We start from the raw sequence: 22,647 nt of genomic DNA, 5'->3' as shown, positions 1-22,647 counted from the left end.
CGCCTTGTCCAGGGGGTGCCCCCCTGTGCGATGGGCCACGGAGCCACCGGGCGCGGACACGGCGCGGCCGCCGCCGGTGGACGGCGACGGCCGCGGCGTACGCGCGAGATCAGGCCGACAGGCCCAACTCCCGGGCGATGAGCATGCGCTGGACCTCGCTGGTGCCCTCGCCGATCTCCAGGATCTTGGAGTCGCGCCACATCCGGGCCACGGGGTACTCGTTCATGAAGCCGTAACCGCCGTGGATCTGGGTGGCCTCACGGGCGTTGTCGACGGCGACCGTCGACGAGTACAGCTTCGCCAGCGCGGCCTCCTTCTTGAACGGCTCGCCGCTCACCAGCCGGGACGCCGCGTCCCGCCAGCCGATCCGGGCCATGTGCGCCCGCATCTCCATGTCGGCGATCTTGAACTGGATGGCCTGGTTGTCGCCGATGGGCCGCCCGAAGGCGTGCCGCTCCTTGGCGTACTTCACCGACTCGTCGACACACCCCTGCGCCAGGCCCGTCGCGAGCGCCGAGATGGCGATCCTGCCCTCGTCGAGGATGCGGAGGAACTGGGCGTATCCGCGCCCCTCCTCGCCCAGCAGGTTGGACACCGGGACCCGGACGTCGGAGAAGGACAGCTCCCGGGTGTCCGAGGCGTTCCACCCGACCTTGGAGTAGGGCGCCGCGACCGTGAAGCCGGGGGTGCCGGACGGAACGATGATGGAGGAGATCAGCGGTTTGCCCTCGGGGGTGCGGCCGGTGACGGCGGTGACCGTGACCAGGCCGGTGATGTCCGTGCCCGAGTTGGTGATGAAGCACTTGGAGCCGTTGATGACCCACTCGTCGCCGTCGCGCACGGCGGTGGTGCGGGTGCCGCCCGCGTCCGAGCCCGCGCCCGGCTCCGTCAGCCCGAACGCGCCCAGGATCTCGCCGCCGCACATCCGCGGCAGCCACTGCCGCTTCTGCTCCTCGGTGCCGAAGCGGTAGACCGGCATCGCGCCGAGCGAGACGCCCGCCTCCAGGGTGATGGCCACGGAGGAGTCCACCCGGGCCAGCTCCTCCAGGGCGATGCCGAGCGCGAGGTAGTCGCCGCCCATGCCGCCGTACTCCTCCGGGAAGGGCAGCCCGAACAGGCCCATCTGCCCCATTTCGCGGACGATCTCGTACGGGAACTCGTGGCGCTCGTAGAAGTCCCCGATCTTCGGGGCGACGACCTCGTGCGCGAACTCCTCGACGGTGCGGCGCAGTTCCTCGTGCTCCGGTGAGAGCCGGTGGTCCAGGGACATGACTCAGGACTCCTTGTGGGAGGCCGCGCCGCCGAGGGCGCGGACAGTGCGGGACGGGCTGGGACGGCCCAGTTGTCCGGCCAGCCACACGCTCGTGGCGGTGAGCCGGCCGAGGTCGACCCCGGTGTCGATGCCGAGGCCGTGGAGCATCCACACGAGGTCTTCGGTGGCGAGGTTGCCGGTGGCGGACTTGGCGTACGGGCAGCCGCCGAGGCCACCGGCGGAGGCGTCCACCGTGGTGACGCCGTGCTGGAGGGCGGTGAGCGTGTTGGCGAGCGCCTGGCCGTAGGTGTCGTGGAAGTGCACGGCCAGCGCGCCGGCCGGAATGCCCGCCTCGTGCAGGGCGGCGAGCAGGCGCTGTACGTGGCCGGGGGTGGCCACACCGATGGTGTCGCCCAGGCTCAGCTCGTCGCAGCCCATGTCCCGCAGGCGCCGGCATACGGCGACGACCTGGTCGACCGGGACGGGCCCTTCCCAGGGGTCGCCGAAGCACATGGACAGGTAGCCGCGTACGGTCAGGCCGTGCTCCACGGCGCGGGTGACGACCGGGGCGAACATGGCGAGCGCCTCGTCGACCGTGCGGTTCAGGTTGGCCTTGGCGAACGACTCGGTGGCGCTGGCGAACACGGCCACCTCGCGCGCCCCGAGCGCCAGCGCCCGGTCCAGCCCCCGCTCGTTCGGGACGAGGACCGGCAGGCGCACCCCCGCCAGGTCCCTGACGAGCGGGAACAGTTGCTCGGCGTCGGCGAGCTGGGGCACCCACTTGGGGTGGACGAAGCTGGTCGCCTCGATGGTGGACAGCCCGGCGTCCGCGAGGCGCCGGATGAACTCGGCCTTCACCTCGGTGGGGACGAGACCCTGCTCGTTCTGGAGGCCGTCGCGCGCGCCGACCTCGTGGATGCGCACCCGGGCGGGCAGGCCGTCCACGGGGAACGTCATGGGAAGTCCGCCGGTCACTGCTCCTCCTTGGGGACCACCACGGCCAGCACCTGGTCCATGGCGACGGTGGTGCCGGGGGTGACGTCCAGCTCGGCGACGGTGCCGTCGTGCGGGGCGGAGATGACGTGCTCCATCTTCATCGCCTCGACGACCACCAGTCCCTGTCCGGCCGTCACCTCGTCCCCGACGGCCACCTTCACGACGGTGACCGTCCCCGGCATGGGCGCGGTGAGCGAGTCGGCCCCCGCGTGGGCGCTCCGGCCGAGCGACGCCTCCACGGGGTCGTGGTCCAGCACGTTCCACGTGTCCCCGTCCCGGCCCAGCCACGTCCCGGCACGGTGGAACGTGTGGGTGAGACCGTCCACGGTGACCGTGACCCGGTCGGCGTCCACGCGCGCGTGGCCCCGGGTGCGGTGGGCGACCGGGTCGTGCCCCGGGACGCGCAGCCAGTGCGTGACCGGCACGTGCTCCCCGCCGAGCCGCCAGCCGCTGGGCACCGCGAACGGGTCGGTCCAGCCGCTCGCGTCCGGACGGGGCCCGAGCCGGGCCTGGCGTACCGCCGCGGCGGCCTCGTACACCTCCTCCGGGACGCCCTCGGGGACCAGGCTCTCCGCGTCCCGCTCCACCAGTCCGGTGTCCAGGTCGCCGGAGACGACGTCCGGGTGGTCGAGCAGGCGGCGCAGGAACCCCGCGTTGGTCGGGACGCCGAGGGTCACCGTGCCGGCCAGGGCGGCGCGCAGCCTGCGCAGGGCGGTGGGCCGGTCCGGGGCGTGGACGATGACCTTGGCGAGCATCGGGTCGTACAGGCTGGAGACCTCCGTGCCCTCGCTCAGGCCCGAGTCGGTCCGCACCCCCTCACCCGCCGGCTCGCGCAGGGCCAGCACCGTGCCGCCCGACGGCAGGAAGCCCCGGGCGGGGTCCTCGGCGCAGAGGCGGGCCTCGATGGAGTGGCCGGTGAGCGCGATGTCGTCCTGGGTGAAGCCGAGCGGTTCCCCGGCGGCCACCCGCAACTGCCACTCCACCAGGTCCACGCCCGTGATCAGCTCGGTGACCGGGTGCTCCACCTGGAGCCGGGTGTTCATCTCCATGAAGTAGTGGGCGGACGGGTCGCCGCCCGGGACGATGAACTCCACCGTCCCCGCACCCCGGTAGCCGCAGGAGCGGGCCGCCTGGACGGCCGCCTCGCCCATCGCCGCGCGGGTCTTCTCGTCCAGCAGGACGGACGGCGCCTCTTCGATGATCTTCTGGTGGCGTCGCTGGAGGGAGCACTCGCGCTCGCCGAGGTGGACGACATTGCCGTGGCCGTCCGCCAGCACCTGGATCTCGATGTGACGGGGCCGGTCGATCCACCGCTCCACCAGGAGTGTGTCGTCGCCGAACGACGCCCGTGCTTCGCGCCGCGCCGCCGCGATCTCGTCCATCAGGGCCGACTCGGCGCGCGTGAGCCGCATGCCCTTGCCGCCGCCGCCCGCCGAGGGCTTCAGCAGCACCGGCATGCCGATCTCACGGGCGGCCGCCGCCAGTTCGTCGTCGCTCAGGCCGCTGCCCGAGGAGCCGGGCACCACCGGAACACCGGCGGCCTTCACCGTCTCCTTGGCGCGGATCTTGTCGCCCATGAGGGCGATGGCGGACGCGGGCGGCCCGATGAAGACCAGGCCCGCGTCCTCGCACGCCTGCGCGAAGGCGGCGTTCTCCGCGAGGAAGCCGTACCCGGGGTGGACCGCCTGCGCGCCGGTCCGCCGGGCCGCCTCCAGCAGCCGGTCCACGCACAGGTAGCTCTCGGCGGCGGGCGGCGGGCCGATCCGTACCGCCGTGTCCGCCTCCCGGACGTGCCGGGCGTCGGCGTCCGCGTCGCTGAAGACGGCGACCGAGCGGATGCCCAGGGCCCGCAGCGTGCGGATGACGCGCACCGCGATCTCGCCCCGGTTGGCGACAAGAACAGTCGTGAACATCAGTCCCTCACATCCGGAAGACGCCGAACTGGGGGTCTCCCAGCGGGGCGTTGGCACAGGCGGTCAGGGCCAGACCCAGGACCTGGCGGGTCTCCAGCGGGTCGATCACGCCGTCGTCCCAGAGGCGGGCCGTGGCGTAGTAGGCGTTCCCCTGCTCCTCGTACTGCGCGCGGATCGGGTCCTTGAACGCCTCCTCGTCCTCGGCCGGCCAGGACTCCCCGCGCGCCTCGATCTGGTCGCGCTTGACGGTGGCGAGGACGGAGGCGGCCTGCTCGCCGCCCATGACGGAGATCTTGGCGTTGGGCCACATCCACAGGAAGCGGGGGCTGTAGGCCCGGCCGCACATCGAGTAGTTGCCCGCGCCGTACGAACCGCCGACGACCACCGTCAGCTTGGGCACGCGCGTGCAGGCGACGGCGGTGACCATCTTGGCGCCGTGCTTGGCGATGCCGCCCGCCTCGTAGTCCCGGCCGACCATGAAGCCGGAGATGTTCTGCAGGAACAGCAGCGGGATGCCGCGCTGGTCGCACAGCTCGATGAAGTGGGCGCCCTTCTGGGCGGACTCGGCGAACAGGATGCCGTTGTTGGCGACGATCCCCACCGGGTGGCCGTGGATCCGGGCGAAGCCGGTCACCAGGGTCTGGCCGAACTCGGACTTGAACTCCTGGAACCGCGAGCCGTCCACGATCCGCGCGATGATCTCCCGCGCGTCGTAGGGCGTGCGCGAGTCCACCGGAACCGCCCCGTACAGCCCCGCCGGGTCGACCTTGGGCTCCTCGGCCGGCTCCACCGACCAGGGCAGCGGGCCCCGGGCGGGGAGCGTCGAGACGATGTTCCGCACGATGCGCAGGGCGTGCGCGTCGTCCTCCGCGAGGTGGTCGGTGACACCGGAGGTACGGGAGTGGACCTCGCCGCCGCCCAGCTCCTCGGCCGTGACGACCTCGCCGGTCGCCGCCTTCACGAGCGGCGGGCCGCCCAGGAAGATCGTGCCCTGGTTCCGCACGATCACGGCCTCGTCGCTCATCGCGGGCACATAGGCGCCGCCCGCCGTGCAGGACCCCAGCACCGCGGCGATCTGCGGGATGCCGGCACCGGACATCCGGGCCTGGTTGTAGAAGATCCGCCCGAAGTGCTCCCGGTCGGGGAAGACCTCGTCCTGCTTGGGCAGGAAGGCGCCGCCCGAGTCCACCAGGTAGACGCACGGGAGGCGGTTCTCCAGCGCCACCTCCTGCGCCCGCAGGTGCTTCTTGACCGTCATCGGGTAGTACGTGCCGCCCTTGACCGTGGCGTCGTTCGCCACGACGACGACCTCGCGGCCGCTCACCCGTCCGATACCGGCGATCACCCCGGCGGCGGGCGCCTGGCCCTCGTACATCCCCTCGGCGGCCAGCGGTGCCAGCTCCAGGAAGGGTGATCCGGGGTCCAGGAGGGTGTCGACCCGGTCGCGCGGGAGCAGCTTGCCGCGCGCCGTGTGCCGGGCGCGGGCCTTCTCCCCGCCGCCGAGGCGGGCGGCGGCCAGCCGTGCGCGCAGCCCCTCGGCCAGCTCGTGGTGCGCCGCCTCATTGGCCTGCCAGGCGGCGGAGGCCGGATCTGCCGTGCTGGTCAGCACGGGCGCCTGCTGCATCATGCCCCCAGTTAATGACCGTTAACGTATGTCCATCAGGTTAACGACCGCTAACCGCCTTGTCTAGAATCAATCCCATGAGCACCAGGACCGACGCCCCGACGCGCCGTGAGCAGATCCTCAAGGAGGCCGCCCGCCTCTTCGCCGAGCGCGGCTTCCACGGCGTAGGCGTCGACGAGATAGGGGCAGCGGTCGGCATCAGCGGCCCCGGCCTCTACCGGCACTTCCCCGGCAAGGACGCCATGCTGGCCGAGCTGCTGGTCGGCATCAGTGAGCGGCTCCTCGACGGCGGCCGGCGACGCGTACAGGAGGCGGCGGGCGACCCCGAGGCGCTGCTCGGCTCGCTCATCGACGGGCACATCGACTTCGCGCTCGACGACCGCCCCCTGATCACCCTGCACGACCGCGAGCTGGACCGCCTGCGGGAGACCGACCGAAAGAGGGTGCGCCAGCTCCAGCGGCAGTACGTCGAGCTGTGGGTCGCGGTGGTCCGCGAGCTGTACCCGGCGCCCCCGGAGGCGGAGGCACGGGCCACCGTCCACGCCGTGTTCGGCCTGCTCAACTCCACCCCGCACATCGGCCTGCTCGGCCGCACCGCCATGGAGTCCCTGCTGCGCCGCCTGGCCCACGGGGCGTTCGGGTCACTCGCCCGCTGAGGGGGGCCGCGACACGACCCCGGGGCGGCGGGTAGAGTCCGGATCTTCGGTCGCGCCGGCCGCCGGAGTCCTTGAGAGCGGCACCCGCCATGCACGCTGCCCCGCTGCCCCCGTCCGCACGTCTCGACGCCGCGCTGAGCGGTCTGGCCGTGACCTTCCGGGGCATGACCGCCCGCCCCGACGAGTCCAACTGCACCTGCCACTGGGGCAGCGACGAGGACCTCGCCCTGCTGAAGACGCCGGACGTGGAGCTGTACCCGGATCTCCTCGCGCGCACCTGGCGGGCCACCGACTGGACCGACCGCGGGGCGGTGCTGCGCCGTGTCCTGCCCCAGCTCTCCCGGGCCCTCGTCGAAGGCCGGGTCGAGGCCTGGTCCGGCATGCACGAGGTCGGACGCTGGTTCACCATGGCCGGCTGGACGCGATGGCCCGCCGACCACGCCGCGCCCGTGTGGGAGTTCCTGGACGCCTGGTGGGTGCACACCCTGACCGGCTCCCGGCCGGCCGTGCCGGCGCACGAGCTCCTCGCCCTGGTCGCCGAGGCCTCCGGCACGCTCACCCCATGGCTCGCCACCTGGGAGGGCCTCGACTCCCCCCGGGCCACCGAGCACCTGGCCGAGGCGGCGGGCGAGTGGGAGTACGAGCTGCTGGGCGACCAGCTCCCGTGGAACGGCTGGCACGACGCGGAGGCCATGTGCGCCGAACTGACGGCCTGGCTGGTGCGCCACGCGGCCCCACGGCTCCGGGCCCACGGCGCCCCGGAGGAACTGCTCCACCGGATACGCCTGCTGGGCGTCACCGGCGACGCCCGGTGGGGGGACCCCCACTGGCCGGGGCACCGGTACTGACACCGGTCGCCCCGGCACCTTCCGGTGGCCGGGGACCCGGCCGGGTCACTCGCCCGCCGAGGGGCCGCGACACGTCCACGGGGCGGAATGACACCGCCACCCACCGTGGCGGGACGGCACAATGGGGCCATGCCGATACCCAGCCGCGCCGCCCTCGTCGAGCACCTCGTCCGTACCCGTATCGCCGGAGACGTCGCCACGCCCCGCGACAACAACCTCTCCCACTACCGCAAACTGGCGAACGGTGACCGCCACTACTGGCTCGGCCTGGAGCTGGGCGACCGCTGGACGGACGAGCAGGACGTGCTCGCCGTGATGGCGGAGCGGTGCGGGGTGAACGACGACCCGGCGCACCGGGCCGGGCAGGACACCATCGACCCCGAGCTGACCGTCGACGCGCTGGACCGGGCGGCCGCACGGCTGCGGAAGGCCGCCGCGGGCCGGCAGCGGGTGCTGTTCGCGACCGGGCACCCGGGCGCGCTGCTGGACGTGCACAGCAGGACCGCCGCCGCGCTGCGCGGTGCCGGGTGCGACATCGTGCGCATCCCGGGCGGGCTGATCGCGGACGAGGGGTACGTCGTGCAGTTCGCCGACGTGGCCGTCTTCGAACGCGGCGCCAGCCTGTGGCACACCCACTCGCCGGAGCCGATGAACGCGATCCTGGACCGCCTGGACGTCCAGCCCGACCTGGTCTTCGCCGACCACGGCTGGGCGGGCCGGGCGGGCCAGCGCGGGATCGACGCCATCGGGTACGCCGACTGCAACGACCCCGCCCTGTTCATCGGCGAGGCGGAGGGCACCCTCCAGGTCACGATCCCCCTGGACGACCACGTGGTCGACCCGCGCTTCTACGAGCCGATGACGCAGTACCTCCTGGACGCGGCCGGCCTGCTCTGACCGGCGGCCCCCCGGGCGGCCTCGGCGGGCCTTGAGCGCGGGGCGGCCTCAGCGGGCCTTGAGTCCGGGGCGGTGGCCGCTCAGCTCGCGGCGGGCGGCCTCCATGAAGGCGTGCCGCCGCTCCCGCTTGGCGGCCGGAGCCGCGCTCGCGGCGCCGCCCCGCACGCGCGCGTGCAGGGCTCCGGCGTAGTCCCGGGCGGCCTCGGCCGTTCCGGTGGCGCAGACCAGCTCGACGGCCTTGGTCGCCAGCCAGAGCTCGTGCAGGGCCTCCTCGTCGGTGCCGCACGCCTCCGAGAGCCCGAGGTTCCTGCTGTCGAGGACCAGCTCGATCCGCTGCGCCGAGCCGAGGAAGTCCATGATGGCCGCCTTCCGCTCCGCGCGGTCGGTGGCGGCCCGCTCCCACTGGTGGCGCCGGCTCTCGACCCGTGTCGCCAGATGCTGGCCCAGGACCGTGCCCAGGGCGCCGAGCACAACTCCCGCCAGCGCCAGGGCCGTTCCCCCCGTCAGTGTCTCCATGGGGCCAAGGAAACCTCACCCGCGCGGGACGCGCACCACGCCCTCCTGGATCACCGAGATGGCCAGCCGCCCGTCCTGGGTGTAGATGCGGGCCTGGCCCAGGCCCCGGCCGCCCGAGGCCGACGGGGACTCCTGGTCGTACAGCAGCCACTCGTCCGCCCGGAAGGGGCGGTGGAACCACATGGCGTGGTCCAGCGACGCGCCCACCACGTCGCCGACCGCCCAGCCGCCCCGCCCGTGGGCGAGGAGCACCGAGTCGAGCAGCGTCATGTCGGAGACGTACGTCGCCAGGCACACGTGCAGCAGGGGGTCGTCCGCGAGCTTGCCGCTCGTGCGGAACCACACCTGGGAACGCGGCTCCCGCCGCACGCCCGCCGTGCCGTACGGGGGCTCCTCGACGTACCGCAGGTCGACCGCCTCCCGGGCCTCCAACAGGCGGTCCACGGTGTCCGGGTGGACGAACCGGTCCGCGTAGCGGGGCAGCAGCTCGGCGGCCGTCGGGAGCGTGTCCGGGTCCGGCGCGGGCGGCATGTCCGCCTGGTGCTCCAGGCCCTCCTCGTACGCCTGGAACGAGGCGGACAGGTGGAAGATCGGCTGGCCGTGCTGGACGGCGACGACCCGCCGGGTGGTGAACGAGCGGCCGTCGCGGATGCGGTCCACGGTGTAGACGATCGGCGCGCCCGGGTCCCCGGCGCGCAGGAAGTACGCGTGCAGGGAGTGGGCGAGCCGGTTCTCCGGGACGGTGCGGCCGGCCGCGACCAGGGCCTGTGCGGCGACCTGGCCGCCGAAGACGCGCGGGACGATCGCCGAGCGGGACTCGCCCCGGAAGATGTCCTGCTCGATCCGCTCCAGGTCGAGCAGATCGAGCAGGTCGTCGAGCGCTTGGGTCACCGGTACTACAGGCCCATCGACTTGGCGATGATCGACTTCATGATCTCGCTGGTGCCGCCGTAGATGCGGTTGACGCGGTTGTCCGCGTACAGGCGGGCGATCGGGTACTCGTTCATGTAGCCGTAGCCGCCGTGCAACTGGAGGCAGCGGTCGATGACGCGGTGCGCGACCTCGGTGCAGAAGAGCTTGGCGCTGGCGGCCTCGGCGGGGGTCAGCTCGCCGGCGTCCAGGGCCTCCAGGGCGCGGTCGGCGACGGCCTCGGCGGCGTCCACCTCGGCCTGGCAGGCGGCCAGTTCGAACTTGGTGTTCTGGAAGTGGGCGACCGGCTTGCCGAAGACGGTGCGCTCGGTCACGTAGTTCTGGGCGAACCGGACGGCGGCCTTGGCCTGCGCGTAGGCGCCGAAGGCGATGCCCCAGCGCTCGGAGGCCAGGTTGTGGCCGAGGTAGTAGAAGCCCTTGCCCTCCTCGCCGAGCAGGTCCTCGACCGGCACCTTGACGTCGACGAAGGCCAGCTCGGCCGTGTCGGACGTCTTCAGGCCCAGCTTGTCCAGCTTGCGGCCGATGGAGTAGCCCTCGGACTTGGTGTCCACGGCGAACAGCGAGATGCCGAAGCGGCGGTCCTGCTCGCTCGGGGCGGAGGTGCGGGCGCAGACGATCACGCGGTCGGCGTGGACGCCACCGGTGATGAAGGTCTTGGCGCCGTTGAGGACGTAGTGCGTGCCGTCCTCGGAGAGCCTGGCGGTGGTCTTCATGCCCGCGACGTCGGAGCCGGTGCCCGGCTCGGTCATCGCCAGCGCCCACATCTCCTCACCGGAGACGAACTTCGGCAGGTAGCGCTTCTTCTGCTCGTCGGTCGCGAGCATCTTGATGTACGGCAGGGCCAGCAGCACGTGCACGCCGGAGCCGCCGAACTGGACGCCCGCGCGGGAGGTCTCCTCGTACAGGACGGCCTCGAACTTGTGCGTGTCCAGGCCCGCGCCGCCGAACTCCTCGGGCACGTTGATGCCGAAGACGCCCAGCTCACCCAGCTTGTAGTAGAAGTCGCGCGGCGCCTGGCCCGCGGCGAACCACTCGTCGTAGACCGGGACGACCTCGGCCTCGATGAAGGCGCGGATGGTCTCCCGGAACGCCTCGTGGTCCTCGTTGAAAACGGTACGGCGCACGGACGCCTCCTCGTGGTGTCGCTGGGTACGGTCGCGCTGGGCCTTGGCTAAGCGCTTGCTCAGAAGAAGTTACCGGGCAGTCACCGGAGCTGTCCAGGGTCGTTCATGTCACAACCATCACGGCGACCACCGCAGCGCGAACCACAGCTCCATCCGGACCTCCGCGTCGTCCAGGTCCGCCTCCAGCAGCACCGCGCAGCGCGCGATCCGCTGCCGGACCGTGTTGCGGTGCACCCCCAGCGCCGTGGCCGTGCGGTCCCAGTTGCCGTGCAGGGACAGCCAGGTGCGCAGCGTCTCCGTCAGCGGCTCCGGCAGCGGGGCCAGAAGCGCCCGGGCGTACGCCGTCGCCTCGTCCGGGTCCAGCAGGGCGCCGAGCCCGCCGGAGCGGTGCCGGGCCAGCGGGGTGTGCGCGGCCCGGGCGCGGCGCAGGGCGCGGGCCGCCTGGAGGTCGGCCGCGCCCAGCTCCGCCGCCTCCGCCGGGGCGCTGACCCCCAGGGTCCAGCCCGGGTGCGGGGCGACCTCCCGCCCGGCGGGCAGCAGCGCCCGGACGGTGCCGTCGTCCCGGGCGTCCAGCAGCGGCGTGCCCAGCGGCGGCACGGCGCCCTCCCCGCGCGCGTGCACCACGGTCCAGGGGGCGTCCCCGAGCAGCGGGGTCACGTCGGCGGGGGCGGCGCCCAGCAGCAGGCGGACCAGCGCGGTGGAGCGCGCGGCCTCGTCGGCGCCCTGGTGCGGGGCGGTGAGCAGCGACAGGAGGACCACCGCGACGCCCGCGATCGTGTGGTCGCCCGCCTCCCGCCGCCCCGAGGCGAGGCCCAGCGTCAGTCCCTGGCCGCCCCCGAGGGGGTACGCGGCCAGATGGGTGCCGCCCACGGTGTCGGCCGCCGAGGCGGGGCGGGAGCCGGACCCGGCGCCCTCACCGGGGCGGCCGTCCGGGTGCAGCACCCGCACCAGGCGGGCCAGGGCCCCTCGGGCCTCCGGCTCCACCGGGCGGCCCGCCGCCGCGTACTCCGTGCCGTCCTGCGCGTACAGGGCCGCACGCCCCGCCAGCCGGGAGGCCAGGGCGTGCAGCACGGCCGGCACCGGGTCGGGGCGGGCCGCGGCGGTGGCCAGCGACTGCTGGGCCTCGGTCACCCGGCGCAGCTCCCGGTGGCGGGCCTCCGCCATGAGCCGCCACACCGCGCGCCCCACCGCCGTGAACGGCGTCCTCGGCGGCACCTCCAGCAGCGGCAGCCCGTGCCGGGCGCACGCGGCCACCAGCTCCGGCGGCACCGTGTCGTGCACCGGCGCCACCCCGAAGCCGAGCGCCGCCGCGCCCGCGGCGACGACCCGTGCCACGTACCGCTCCGGGTCCGTGAGCTGCACGCCCGCCGTCATCAGCAGCTCGCCGCCCAGCAGGTAGGGGTACGGGTCGGCCATCTCGGAGGTGTGCACCCAGTGCAGGGCGGCCTCGCCGGGCCCGGCGACCAGGCGCAGGCCCAGTTCCTCCCGGGCGAGCAGCGCCGTGAGCGGGATCGCGGGCCCCGGTGGGGTCGGTGCCGCATCGGCCATGGACGGTTCCTCCACTGAATGGCCCGACAATGGAGGAAACGTACACTTCAGCGCCGGGCCCCGGCCACTTACTGTCGTCCCGACCGGCCATGCGCACTCGAAGCAGTGCATACCGGACACAGCAGTACCCGGCGACCGAAAGAAGGCATCCGAACATGAGCAGCAGCACCCCCGAGACGCCGCGCGGCCCCATCGACTCGTCCCGCGTCCCGCGGTACGCCGGACCGGCGACGTTCGCGCGGCTGCCGCGGCTCGACGAGGTCGGCACCGCCGACGTCGCCGTGGTGGGCGTGCCCTTCGACTCGGGCGTCTCCTACCGCCCCGGCGCCCGCTTCGGCGGCAACGCCATCCGTGAGGCGTCCCGCCTGCTGCGCCCCTACAACCCGGCGCAGGACGCCTCGCCGTTCGCGCTCGCCCAGGTCGCGGACGGCGGCGACATCGCCGTGAACCCGTTCAACATCAACGAGGCCGTCGAGACGGTGGAGGCCGCCGCCGACGATCTGCTCGGCACCGGCGCCCGCCTGATGACCCTGGGCGGCGACCACACCATCGCCCTGCCCCTGCTGCGGTCCGTCGCCAAGAAGCACGGCCCGGTCGCCCTGCTCCACTTCGACGCCCACCTCGACACGTGGGACACCTACTTCGGCGCCGAGTACACCCACGGCACCCCGTTCCGCCGGGCCGTCGAGGAGGGCATCCTCGACACCGAGGCGCTCTCCCACGTCGGTACGCGCGGCCCGCTGTACGGCAAGCAGGACCTGACCGACGACGAGAAGATGGGCTTCGGCATCGTCACCTCGGCCGACGTCTACCGGCGCGGCGCCGACGAGGTCGCCGACCAGCTCCGCCAGCGCATCGGTGACCGCCCGCTGTACATCTCCATCGACATCGACTGCCTCGACCCCGCGCACGCCCCCGGCACCGGCACGCCCGAGGCGGGCGGCATGACGTCCCGCGAACTGCTGGAGATCCTGCGCGGTCTGGCCTCCTGCAACCTGGTGTCGGCCGACGTCGTCGAGGTCGCCCCCGCGTACGACCACGCCGAGATCACCTCGGTCGCCGCCTCCCACACGGCGTACGAGCTGACGACGATCATGTCCCGCCAGATCGCGGCGCAGCGCGCCTCCGGCGCGGAGGGCTCCGCGAAGTAACCTGCGCGGGAGGCGGCTGCCGCCGGTGGGTGTGGGGGCGACCCTGCACCGCCCCGGCCCCGGCCCACATCCGGTACGGAACGGCGAGTGAGCCGAAGGGGCGCGGTGATGTCGAAAGGGAGAACGCGCGGAGGTTCCGAGGAACGAGGAACCGGGCACGATCGACCGTCGACATCACCAACAGGCGCCCCGGAGGAGAACCGAGCCCGAAAGGAAGAGCGTGACTCACGACCACGATCTGGTGCTGCGGCCCACCGCCCGGCAGACCGAGGCCGCGCTGAACCCGCCGCCCGGCCGGACCGGCGGGGATCTCGTCGTGGAGACGCTGGCCGGGCTGGGGGCCACCACGGTGTTCGGGCTGCCCGGCCAGCACGCGCTGGGCATGTTCGACGCCTTGCGCCGTTCGTCGCTCCGGTACGTGGGGCTGCGCGTCGAGAACAACGCGGGTTTCGCCGCCGACGCGTACGGCAGGATCACCGGCGAGGCGGCCCCGCTGCTGCTGTCCACCGGTCCCGGTGCCCTGATGTCGCTGGCCGCGCTTCAGGAGGCGGCGGCGGCGAGCGCGCCCGTGCTGGCGATCGGCAGCCAGGTGCCGGTCGCCGGGCTGGGCGGCGGACGCCGTGGCTACCTGCATGAGCTGCGTGACCAGCAGGCGTCGTTCCGCGACGTCGTGAAGTCCGTGCACACGGTGCGCACCGCGTCGCAGATCCCGTCGGCCGTCGCCGCCGCCTGGCAGTCCGCGCTCACCGCGCCGCACGGTCCGGTCTGGGTGGAGATTCCGCAGGACGTGCTGGCGGCCGGGACGTCGTTGCCGGTGGTGACGCCCGTGGACGCGTTTCCCGACGAGCTCGCGCCGCGCCCGGAGCTGACCGCCGTCGCCGCGCACCTGCTGGCGAACGCGGAGCGGCCGGCGATCATCGCGGGTGGCGGGGTGGTGCGCTCCGACGCGGCCGGCAAGCTGCTGGCCCTGGCGGAGCGCGTGCAGGCGCCGGTGGTCACGACGTTCGGCGGCAAGGGCGCCTTCCCGTGGGAGCACCCGCTGTCGCTGCAGTCGTGGCTGGAGGACCGGCACACCACGGAGTTCCTGGAGGATGCCGATGTCCTGCTGGTGGTGGGCTCCGGGCTCGGTGAGCTGTCCTCGAACTACCACACGTTCGCCCCGCGCGGCCGGGTGATCCAGATCGAGGCGGACCTCGGGAAGCTGGAGTCCAACCATCCGGCCCTCGGTATCCACGCGGACGCCCGGCTTGCCCTGTCCGCGCTGCTGGAGACGGTGGAGGCGCGGCCGGACGCGGAGGCACCCGCCCGCGTGCGCACGGTGCTGGACAGGGTGCGGGAACGGATCGACGGCCAGGACCTCGCCCTGGAGCGGCGGGTCCTGGCCGCCGTGCGGGACGCCCTCCCGGACGACGCGCCCGGCTTCTGGGACATGACGATCCTCGCCTACTGGGCCTGGTCCGCCTTCGACGCCCGGCGCCCCAACACCATGCACTCGGCGCAGGGTGCCGGCGGCCTCGGCTACGCCTTCCCCGCGGCGCTGGGCGCGGCCGCGGCGGACCCTTCGCGGCCCGTGCTGGCCGTCTCCGGCGACGGCGGCGCCATGTACTCGATCGCCGAACTGGCCACGGCCCGGCAGTACGGGTTCGACGTCACGTGGCTGATCGTCGACGACGGCGGGTACGGCATCCTCCGCGAGTACATGAACGACGCGTACGGTGAGGCCACCGGCACCGAGCTGGTCCGCCCCGACTTCGTGGCGCTCGCCGAGTCGTTCGGCGTCCCGGCCGTCCGGACGACCCCGGAGGCGCTGCGCGACGATCTCGCCAAGTCCCTGGCGGCGCCCGGCCCTTCCGTCGTGGTCCTGCCCGCCCTGCTCAGGATGTTCGCGCCGACGCACCTGTGACGGAGTACGCACGGGGCCCGCCGGGCCGATGGGCCCCGTGCGTACAACCATTCCCGTCCTGCCGAGTCATCGATTGCGTGAACAGACTTTCCATATCCCGCCGCAGGCGCGGGGCCGTGTGCGCCGCGGTCGCCCTCGGGGTGCTCCTGCCGACCGCCGCCACCGTCACACCCGCCACCGCCGCGACGCCGGCCGTGGCGTGCACCTCCCAGAAGGCGGGCCTCGCCGCCAAGCTGGTCCAGGACATCAACGCCGCCCTCAAGGGCCGCAAGTCCACCACCGCGATCCTCGTGAACGACCGGATCACGAAGACGAGCTGCGTGCTGCGGCCGGACACGCAGTTCGACTCCGCGAGCGTGGTCAAGACGACCGTGCTCGCCACCCTGCTGTGGGACGCCCAGAAGACGGGGCGGGCGCTGACCGCGACGGAGAAGTCCCGCGCCCACGCGATGATCACCAAGTCGGACAACGACGCCACGAGCGCGCTGTGGAGGCAGCTCGGCGTGACCAAGGTGAAGGGCTTCCTCACCGCGGCCGGCATGACGAAGACCGTCCCGGGCTCCGGCGGCTACTGGGGGCTCACCCAGATCACCGCCCGTGACCAGCAGAAGCTGCTGGCGCTGATCACCGCGAAGAACGCCGTCCTCACCGACGCCTCGCGGGCCTACATCCTCCAGCTCATGAACAGCGTGATCGCCTCGCAGCGCTGGGGCACCCCGGCCGGCGCGCCCTCCACCGCCAAGATCCACGTGAAGAACGGCTGGCTGCCGCGTGCCACCCACGGCTGGCGCGTGCACTCCATCGGCGCCTTCACCGGAACGGCGCACAACTACCAGATCACCGTCCTCACCCACGACAACGCGACCATGCAGGACGGCATCAACACCATCCAGGCGGTCGCGCGCGCGGTCCACGCCGACCTCAACCCCACGGCCGCCCGGAGCGACGTCTTCGTCCCGCCCGCCGTCCCGCAGGAGGCCGTGCCGGCCGTGCCCGGACGGGCCGCCCAGGACATGGTGAGCGCCCCGCGCTGAGCCTGAGGTCCTAGGACCAAGGGATGTGTTGCGGAGGGATGAAATCCGTTCGCGCCCGCGTTGGTGCCTTCCGGAAGATCAGGTCATCGGACCGGAGATCGAAACGGGAGGCACCACGTGGCGGCGGCAGAGCAGGGTTGGGCACGACGGCTGTCCGGGTACGCCTGGCGCTACCGGCGCAATGTGGTGCTCGCCCTCGGCTCGTCCCTCGCGGGCATGGCCGTCATGGCCCTCGTCCCGCTGATCACCAAGGTCGTCATCGACGACGTCATCGGCGCCGGGACCCGCTCCCTGGCCGTCTGGACGGGGCTGCTCCTGGCCGCCGCGGCCGCCGTCTACGTCCTGACGTACATCCGCCGCTACTACGGCGGCCGGCTCGCCCTCGACGTGCAGCACGACCTGCGCACCGAGATGTACGGCACGATCACCCGGCTCGACGGGCGGCGGCAGGACGAGCTGTCCACCGGGCAGGTCGTCGGCCGCGCCACCAGCGACCTCCAGCTCATCCAGGGCCTGCTCTTCATGCTCCCGATGACCATCGGGAACGTCCTGCTCTTCCTGATCTCCCTCGTCGTCATGGCGTGGCTGTCGCTGCCGCTCACCCTGGTCGCGCTCGCCGTCGCCCCCGCCCTGTGGTGGGTGGCCCGGCGCAGCCGCACCCGGCTGCACCCCGCCACCTGGTACGCCCAGGCACAGGCCGCGCACGTCGCGGGCGTGGTCGACGGCGCCGTGACCGGGGTGCGGGTGGTCAAGGGCTTCGGACAGGAGGAGCAGGAGACCGGCAAGATCCGCGAGGCGAGCCGCAAGCTGTTCGCCGGCCGGATGCGCACCATCAGGCTGAACAGCCGCTACACCCCGGCCCTCCAGTCCGTGCCCGCGCTCGGCCAGGTCGCCATGCTGGCGCTCGGCGGCTGGCTGGCCACCCGCGGGCAGATCACCCTCGGTACGTTCGTCGCCTTCTCCACCTACCTGGCACAGCTCGTCGGCCCGGTCCGCATGCTCGCCATGGTCCTCACCGTCGGCCAGCAGGCCCGCGCGGGCGTCGAGCGCGTCCTGGAGCTCATCGACACCGAACCGGTGATCCAGGACGGGACCAAGGAGCTCCCGGCGGACGCCCCGGCGAGCGTCGAGTTCGACGACGTGTCGTTCGCGTACGAGGACGGGCACCCCGTCCTCGACGGCTTCTCGCTGGAGATCCGCCCCGGCGAGACCGTCGCCGTCGTCGGCTCCTCCGGCAGCGGCAAGTCGACCGTCTCGCTGCTCCTGCCGCGCTTCTACGACGTGACACACGGCGCCGTCCTGGTCGGCGGGCACGACGTGCGCGAGCTGACCCTCGCGTCGCTGCGGGCCGCCATCGGCCTCGTACCGGAGGACAGCTTCCTCTTCTCCGACACCGTCCGCGCCAACATCGCCTACGGCAGGCCGGACGCCACCGACGCAGAGATCCGTACGGCGGCCCGGGCCGCGCAGGCGGACGGGTTCATCACCGCCCTGCCCGACGGCTACGACACCAAGGTCGGCGAGCACGGGCTGACCCTGTCCGGCGGACAGCGCCAGCGCATCGCCCTGGCCCGCGCCATCCTCACCGACCCCAGACTGCTGCTCCTGGACGACGCCACCTCGGCCGTCGACGCCCGCGTCGAGCACGAGATCCACGAGGCGCTGCGGTCCGTCATGGCCGGGCGCACCACCCTGCTGATCGCGCACCGCCGCTCCACCCTGAACCTCGCCGACCGGATCGCCGTCCTCGACGACGGGCGGCTGTCCGACATCGGCACCCACGAGGAGCTGGAGCGGCGCTCGGCGCTCTACCGCAGGCTGCTGACCGACCCCGAGGAGCTGGGCGGTGTCTCGCCCGGCCACGCCCTGCCCCTGGAGGTGCCCGAGGACCGCTCGGTGCGCGAGGAGCTGGACGCCGAGTTCGACGCGGAGCGGGGCATCACGCCCGCCCTGTGGGAGCGGGAGCGGCCCGCCGAGGAGTCGGCCGCGCCGGGCGCCACGCCCGAGCTGCTCGCCCAGGTGGAGGCGCTGCCCCCGGCGACGGACACCCCGGCGGTCGACGAGGCGCGGGCGGTCACGCCCGAGGAGTCCTACGGGCTGCGCAGGCTGCTGCGCGGCTTCGGGGCGGCCCTGCTGGTGAGCCTGGCGCTCGTCGCCGTCGACGCGGGCATGGGCCTGCTGCTGCCGATCCTGATCCGGCACGGCATCGACGAGGGCGTCGAGCAGGCCGCACTGGGCGCGGTGTGGGCGGCGTCCGGGCTGGCGCTGGTGACGGTGCTGGTGCAGTGGGCGGCGCAGACCGGTGAGATCCGGATGACCGGCCGGACCGGCGAGCGGGTGCTGTACGCGCTGCGCCTGAAGATCTTCGCGCAGCTCCAGCGCCTGGGGCTGGACTACTACGAGCGCGAGCTGACCGGGCGGATCATGACCCGGATGACGACGGACGTGGACGCCCTGTCGACGTTCCTCCAGACCGGGCTCGTCACCGCGTTCGTGTCGCTGGTGACCTTCTTCGGCATCATGATCGCGCTGGTCGTGATCGACGTGCAGCTCGCCCTGGTGGTCTTCGCGACCCTGCCGGTGCTCGTCATCGGCACGTTCTTCTTCCGCCGCTCCAGCGTGAAGGCGTACGAGCTGGCGCGGGAGCGGATCAGCGTCGTCAACGCCGACCTCCAGGAGTCGGTGTCCGGGCTGCGGATCGTGCAGGCGTTCCGCCGGGAGCGGTCGGGCGCGGAGGGCTTCGCGGCGCGGAGCGCGGAGTACCGGGCGGCGCGCGTGCGCGGCCAGTGGCTGATCTCCGTCTACTTCCCCTTCGTGCAGCTCCTGTCGTCGGTGGCCGCGGCGGCCGTGCTGATCGTCGGCGCGGGGCGGGTGGAGGCCGGGACGCTGACGACCGGTGCCCTCGTCGCGTACCTGCTGTACATCGACCTGTTCTTCGCGCCCGTGCAGCAGCTCTCCCAGGTCTTCGACGGCTACCAGCAGGCGGCCGTGTCGCTGGGGCGGATGCAGGAGCTGCTGCGGGAGAGGACGTCCACGCCCGCTCCGGCGAAGCCGCTGCCGGTGCCCTCCCTGCGGGGCGAGATCGTCTTCGAGGACGTCTCCTTCGCGTACGGGGACGACGAGTCGGCCCTGACGGGCGTGGACCTGCGTATCCCGGCCGGGCAGACCGTCGCGTTCGTCGGCGAGACGGGCGCCGGCAAGTCGACGCTGGTCAAGCTGGTCGCCCGGTTCTACGACCCGACGTCCGGCCGGGTCACCGCCGACGGCACCGACCTGCGGGACCTCGACCTCACCGCGTACCGCCACCGGCTCGGCGTCGTGCCCCAGGAGGCGTACCTGTTCGCCGGGACGGTGCGCGACGCCATCGCCTACGGGCGGCCCGGGGCGAGTGACGCGGAGGTGGAGGCGGCCGCCCGGGCGGTCGGCGCCCACGACATGATCGCCACCCTGGAGGGCGGGTACCTGCACGAGGTCGCCGAGCGCGGGCGGAACCTGTCGGCGGGCCAGCGGCAGTTGATCGCCCTGGCACGCGCCGAGCTGGTCGACCCGGACGTGCTGCTGCTGGACGAGGCGACGGCCGCGCTGGACCTGGCCACGGAGGCCCAGGTCAACGCCGCCACCGACCGTCTCGCCGGGCGCCGTACGACCCTGGTCGTCGCCCACCGGCTCACCACGGCCGCCCGCGCCGACCGGGTGGTCGTCATGGACGGCGGCCGTGTCGCCGAGGACGGCACCCATGACGAGCTGCTGGCCCGCGGCGGCCGGTACGCGGAGCTGTGGCGCACCTTCATCGGCGAGGCGCCGGCGGGGGCCCCGGCGGCGACCGCGTGAGTACCGGCGCCCGGGCGTCTGAGTAGGCGGGCGCATCCGGCGGGGCCCGGCGGGCGGTGGGATGGGGCCATGAGCTCCGACCCGGCCGGCTTCCCGGCGCCCTCCGGTCCCGCCCGTCGCGTGCGCGTGCGCGCCACGATCGCCGCCGTGGCGTTCCTGCCCGCCAGCGCGCTGACCGGGTTCCTGACACTGTTCTCCGACCGGGCGTCCGGATGAGTCGTGCAGGGCGGCGAGAGCTGCGTGGGCATGCCGGGCCGGGTGTGGCTCCTGAGCGCGGTGGCCGCCGGCGTGCTGTGGGTGATCGCGCTGGTCACGCCCGACCGGGGGGCGCGGACGGACGCCGTGCGCGGGGGCGCCTTCCGGGCGCAGCTCGGCTTCGAGGCCCTCGCGCTGTGCGCGATCCTCAGTCACGCCCAGGGGGTGTCTGGACCACGCCCGGAGCCGCCGGGGCAACCGTTCGGCGCTCCAGTGCGTCGTACGCACGTACGCTCATGAGGCGAAGGAGAGCAAGCGTGTTCGGTGGGATGGCCACGGCCGGGACAGGACGACTGCTCATGCATGCCCTCGCGGTGCTCGTCGCCACGGGTCTCCTCGTCCTCGCGGGACCCGGCACGCCACGGGCCGAGGCGGCGTCCACCGCCTGCTCCGGGCGTCTGGTCAAGACGGTGGCCTTCAGCACGGGCGAGCTGCGCGTGTACAAGAACCGCCAGTACGCGTGCGCCATGACCATCGCCAAGAAGCCGGGCACCCGCCGCGCCATGGCGGTGTCCATCCAGCCGCGCGGCGGACGCGCCGCCGTCGACGCGGGCGCCTTCACCCGGCAGGCCGGGCCGGTCACCGTCCACGCCCTCAACCGCTGCGTCCGCGCGTCCGGCTCCGTCGCCGGGAAGGGCGCCTCCACCGGCTGGATACTCTGCTGACACCCGCCAACAGGGGCTGGCGGCAGACGTGTTGACCCCACTAGGTTCGCGGCGACCACCGCAAACCCACGTGGAGGGTGAATGCGCAAGGCGCTCAGATGGCTGCTGTCCCTCATGGTGCTCATAGGCACCGTGAGCGCGGCCGGAACGGCCACCGCCGCCGGTACCGCCGACAGCGGCACGACCACCGACATCAAGGACCGCATCCTGGCGATCCCGGGGATGACCCTGCTCGAGGAGAAGCCCTATCCCGGCTACCGCTATTTCGTCCTCACCTACACCCAGCCGGTCGACCACCGGGACCGCTCCAAGGGCACGTTCCAGCAGCGCCTGACCCTGCTGCACAAGGACACCGCCCGCCCCACCGTCTTCCACACGAGCGGGTACGCCGTCAGCACCCGCCCCGGGCGGGCCGAGCCGACGCGGATCGTGGACGGCAACCAGGTCTCCATGGAGTACCGTTTCTTCACCCCGTCCCGCCCCCAGCCCGCCGACTGGTCGAAGCTGGACATCTGGCAGGCGGCCTCCGACCAGCACCGGATCTTCACCGCGCTGAAGAAGATCTACGACCGCAAGTGGCTCGCCACCGGCGCGTCCAAGGGCGGCATGACCGCCACGTACTACGAGCGCTTCTACCCGCGTGACATGGACGGCGTCGTCGCCTACGTCGCCCCCAACGACGTGGTGGAAAAGGAGGACGCGGCCTACGACCGGTTCTTCGCGACCGTCTCCACCCAGGAGTGCCGCGACCGGCTCAACGCCCTCCAGCGTGAGGCGCTCGTCCGCCGCGCGCCGCTCCAGGAGATGTACCGCGCCCGGGCCGAGGCCGAGGGCGCGACCTTCACCACCGTGGGCAGCCTGGACAAGGCGTACGAGGCGGTCGTCCTCGACTTCGTCTGGGGCTTCTGGCAGTACCACACCGAGGCCGACTGCGCCTCGGTCCCGGACGCGGCCACCGCCACCGACCAGGCCGTGTTCGACACCATCGACACGTACTCCGGCTGGTCCTTCTACAGCGACCAGGGCCTGGAGCCGTACACGCCGTACTACTACCAGGCCGCCACCGAACTGGGCTCCCCCAGCATGCGCATGGAGCACCTCAAGGGCCTGACCCGGTACGGCTACCAGCCCGCCCGGAACTTCGTGCCGCGTGACATCCCCGTGCGGTTCAAGCCGTGGGTGATGCGCGACGTCGACACCTGGGTGCGCACCCAGGGGCGCGGCATGCTCTTCGTGTACGGCGGCAACGACCCGTGGGGCGCCGAGAAGTTCCGCGTCGACAAGGGCGCCCGGGACTCCTACGTGATGACCGCGCCGGGTGCCAACCACGGCGCCAACGTGGCGGCCCTCGCCGAGGCCGAGCGGACCAGGGCGACGGCCCGCATCCTGGCCTGGGCGGGCGTCGCCCCGGCCGACCCGGGGCGCGCGGCACCGCTGACCACGTACGACCCGCGCCTGGACAAGCGGGATCCGCGGCACGAGATGACGCTGCGCCCGTAAGGCG

General features: G+C 73.1%; 19 protein-coding genes. 11 read left to right on the top strand and 8 right to left on the bottom strand.

What is annotated here, in order from left to right:
- Nucleotides 1–109: 109 nt before the first annotated feature.
- Genes E2B92_RS16110 through E2B92_RS16095 form a run of 4 tightly spaced genes read right to left on the bottom strand, consistent with a single transcriptional unit; the run spans nt 110 to nt 5,785 of the window.
- Entirely contained in the window at nt 110–1,270 is a 1,161-nt protein-coding gene (locus E2B92_RS16110) for an acyl-CoA dehydrogenase family protein (RefSeq protein WP_126885422.1), read from the bottom strand.
- 3 nt (nt 1,271–1,273) lie between these two features.
- The gene (locus tag E2B92_RS16105; protein ID WP_185923595.1) at nt 1,274–2,209 is read right to left on the bottom strand and encodes a hydroxymethylglutaryl-CoA lyase; all 936 of its coding nucleotides are present in this window, start codon (nt 2,207–2,209) and stop codon (nt 1,274–1,276) included.
- A gap of 14 nt (nt 2,210–2,223) precedes the next feature.
- A complete protein-coding gene (locus tag E2B92_RS16100) occupies nt 2,224–4,161 on the bottom strand; it encodes an acetyl/propionyl/methylcrotonyl-CoA carboxylase subunit alpha (protein WP_126885424.1) in 1,938 nt (645 codons plus the stop codon).
- 7 nt (nt 4,162–4,168) lie between these two features.
- Nucleotides 4,169–5,785, bottom strand: a complete 1,617-nt coding sequence (locus tag E2B92_RS16095; protein ID WP_126885444.1) for a carboxyl transferase domain-containing protein — start codon at nt 5,783–5,785, stop codon at nt 4,169–4,171.
- Between the two features lie 77 nt (nt 5,786–5,862).
- Between E2B92_RS16095 and E2B92_RS16090 the strand changes: the two genes are divergently transcribed.
- From E2B92_RS16090 to E2B92_RS16080, 3 genes are all read left to right on the top strand, one after another.
- Nucleotides 5,863–6,441 (top strand): SACE_7040 family transcriptional regulator, encoded by a 579-nt coding sequence (locus E2B92_RS16090; protein ID WP_126885425.1) that lies wholly within the window; start codon nt 5,863–5,865, stop codon nt 6,439–6,441.
- 89 nt (nt 6,442–6,530) lie between these two features.
- Nucleotides 6,531–7,289, top strand: coding sequence for a hypothetical protein (locus E2B92_RS16085; RefSeq protein ID WP_126885426.1), 759 nt, complete (start codon nt 6,531–6,533; stop codon nt 7,287–7,289).
- 129 nt (nt 7,290–7,418) lie between these two features.
- The gene (locus E2B92_RS16080; protein WP_126885427.1) at nt 7,419–8,186 is read left to right on the top strand and encodes a phosphatase; all 768 of its coding nucleotides are present in this window, start codon (nt 7,419–7,421) and stop codon (nt 8,184–8,186) included.
- Between the two features lie 48 nt (nt 8,187–8,234).
- Here E2B92_RS16080 and E2B92_RS16075 read toward each other — a convergent pair whose 3' ends face one another.
- The 4 genes from E2B92_RS16075 to E2B92_RS16060 form a co-directional block, all read right to left on the bottom strand.
- The gene (locus E2B92_RS16075; protein ID WP_126885428.1) at nt 8,235–8,702 is read right to left on the bottom strand and encodes a hypothetical protein; all 468 of its coding nucleotides are present in this window, start codon (nt 8,700–8,702) and stop codon (nt 8,235–8,237) included.
- A 15-nt stretch (nt 8,703–8,717) separates the two neighbouring features.
- Entirely contained in the window at nt 8,718–9,593 is an 876-nt protein-coding gene (tesB, locus tag E2B92_RS16070; RefSeq protein WP_126885429.1) for an acyl-CoA thioesterase II, read from the bottom strand.
- 5 nt (nt 9,594–9,598) lie between these two features.
- Entirely contained in the window at nt 9,599–10,756 is a 1,158-nt protein-coding gene (locus tag E2B92_RS16065) for an acyl-CoA dehydrogenase family protein (RefSeq protein ID WP_126885430.1), read from the bottom strand.
- Between the two features lie 117 nt (nt 10,757–10,873).
- Complete coding sequence (locus tag E2B92_RS16060) at nt 10,874–12,304, bottom strand: PucR family transcriptional regulator (RefSeq protein WP_126885431.1); 1,431 nt, start codon at nt 12,302–12,304, stop codon at nt 10,874–10,876.
- A 155-nt stretch (nt 12,305–12,459) separates the two neighbouring features.
- On the opposite strand from E2B92_RS16060, the gene speB reads away from it, so the two are divergent.
- The 8 genes from speB (at nt 12,460) to E2B92_RS16025 (ending at nt 22,643) form a co-directional block, all read left to right on the top strand.
- Nucleotides 12,460–13,455 carry an agmatinase gene (gene speB, locus E2B92_RS16055; protein WP_126885432.1) on the top strand — a complete coding sequence of 332 codons (996 nt, stop codon included), beginning with the start codon at nt 12,460–12,462 and terminating at the stop codon, nt 13,453–13,455.
- Between the two features lie 220 nt (nt 13,456–13,675).
- Nucleotides 13,676–15,358, top strand: coding sequence for a thiamine pyrophosphate-binding protein (locus E2B92_RS16050; protein WP_126885433.1), 1,683 nt, complete (start codon nt 13,676–13,678; stop codon nt 15,356–15,358).
- A gap of 140 nt (nt 15,359–15,498) precedes the next feature.
- Entirely contained in the window at nt 15,499–16,392 is an 894-nt protein-coding gene (locus E2B92_RS16045; RefSeq protein WP_126885445.1) for a serine hydrolase, read from the top strand.
- 117 nt (nt 16,393–16,509) lie between these two features.
- Complete coding sequence (locus E2B92_RS16040; protein ID WP_126885434.1) at nt 16,510–20,223, top strand: ABC transporter ATP-binding protein; 3,714 nt, start codon at nt 16,510–16,512, stop codon at nt 20,221–20,223.
- Between the two features lie 69 nt (nt 20,224–20,292).
- The gene (locus tag E2B92_RS32675) at nt 20,293–20,439 is read left to right on the top strand and encodes a hypothetical protein (protein WP_160159757.1); all 147 of its coding nucleotides are present in this window, start codon (nt 20,293–20,295) and stop codon (nt 20,437–20,439) included.
- 3 nt (nt 20,440–20,442) lie between these two features.
- Nucleotides 20,443–20,718 carry a hypothetical protein gene (locus E2B92_RS16035; protein ID WP_126885435.1) on the top strand — a complete coding sequence of 92 codons (276 nt, stop codon included), beginning with the start codon at nt 20,443–20,445 and terminating at the stop codon, nt 20,716–20,718.
- Nucleotides 20,719–20,747: 29 nt separating this feature from the next.
- Complete coding sequence (locus E2B92_RS16030) at nt 20,748–21,143, top strand: hypothetical protein (RefSeq protein WP_126885446.1); 396 nt, start codon at nt 20,748–20,750, stop codon at nt 21,141–21,143.
- Nucleotides 21,144–21,224: 81 nt separating this feature from the next.
- On the top strand, nt 21,225–22,643 hold the full coding sequence (locus E2B92_RS16025; protein ID WP_126885436.1) for a S28 family serine protease: 1,419 nt from the start codon (nt 21,225–21,227) through the stop codon (nt 22,641–22,643).
- Nucleotides 22,644–22,647: the final 4 nt, after the last annotated feature.

This window comes from Streptomyces sp. WAC05374, from assembly GCF_004353505.1.
Classification (GTDB): Bacteria; Actinomycetota; Actinomycetes; order Streptomycetales; family Streptomycetaceae; genus Streptomyces.
The sequence above is the reverse complement of the archived record's forward strand: the minus strand, read 5'-3'. Positions and strand labels throughout refer to the sequence as shown.

Excerpts from the sequence above, each read along its gene's own strand:
- E2B92_RS16100 (WP_126885424.1), bottom strand. The coding sequence starts at position 4,161 with ATGTTCACGACTGTTCTTGTCGCCAACCGGGGCGAGATCGCGGTGCGC.
- E2B92_RS16085 (WP_126885426.1), top strand. The coding sequence starts at position 6,531 with ATGCACGCTGCCCCGCTGCCCCCGTCCGCACGTCTCGACGCCGCGCTG.
- E2B92_RS16110 (WP_126885422.1), bottom strand. The coding sequence starts at position 1,270 with ATGTCCCTGGACCACCGGCTCTCACCGGAGCACGAGGAACTGCGCCGC.
- E2B92_RS16095 (WP_126885444.1), bottom strand. The coding sequence starts at position 5,785 with ATGCAGCAGGCGCCCGTGCTGACCAGCACGGCAGATCCGGCCTCCGCC.
- E2B92_RS16080 (WP_126885427.1), top strand. The coding sequence starts at position 7,419 with ATGCCGATACCCAGCCGCGCCGCCCTCGTCGAGCACCTCGTCCGTACC.
- E2B92_RS32675 (WP_160159757.1), top strand. The coding sequence starts at position 20,293 with ATGAGCTCCGACCCGGCCGGCTTCCCGGCGCCCTCCGGTCCCGCCCGT.
- E2B92_RS16105 (WP_185923595.1), bottom strand. The coding sequence starts at position 2,209 with ATGACGTTCCCCGTGGACGGCCTGCCCGCCCGGGTGCGCATCCACGAG.
- E2B92_RS16030 (WP_126885446.1), top strand. The coding sequence starts at position 20,748 with ATGGCCACGGCCGGGACAGGACGACTGCTCATGCATGCCCTCGCGGTG.
- E2B92_RS16025 (WP_126885436.1), top strand. The coding sequence starts at position 21,225 with ATGCGCAAGGCGCTCAGATGGCTGCTGTCCCTCATGGTGCTCATAGGC.
- E2B92_RS16075 (WP_126885428.1), bottom strand. The coding sequence starts at position 8,702 with ATGGAGACACTGACGGGGGGAACGGCCCTGGCGCTGGCGGGAGTTGTG.
- speB (WP_126885432.1), top strand. The coding sequence starts at position 12,460 with ATGAGCAGCAGCACCCCCGAGACGCCGCGCGGCCCCATCGACTCGTCC.
- E2B92_RS16060 (WP_126885431.1), bottom strand. The coding sequence starts at position 12,304 with ATGGCCGATGCGGCACCGACCCCACCGGGGCCCGCGATCCCGCTCACG.
- E2B92_RS16090 (WP_126885425.1), top strand. The coding sequence starts at position 5,863 with ATGAGCACCAGGACCGACGCCCCGACGCGCCGTGAGCAGATCCTCAAG.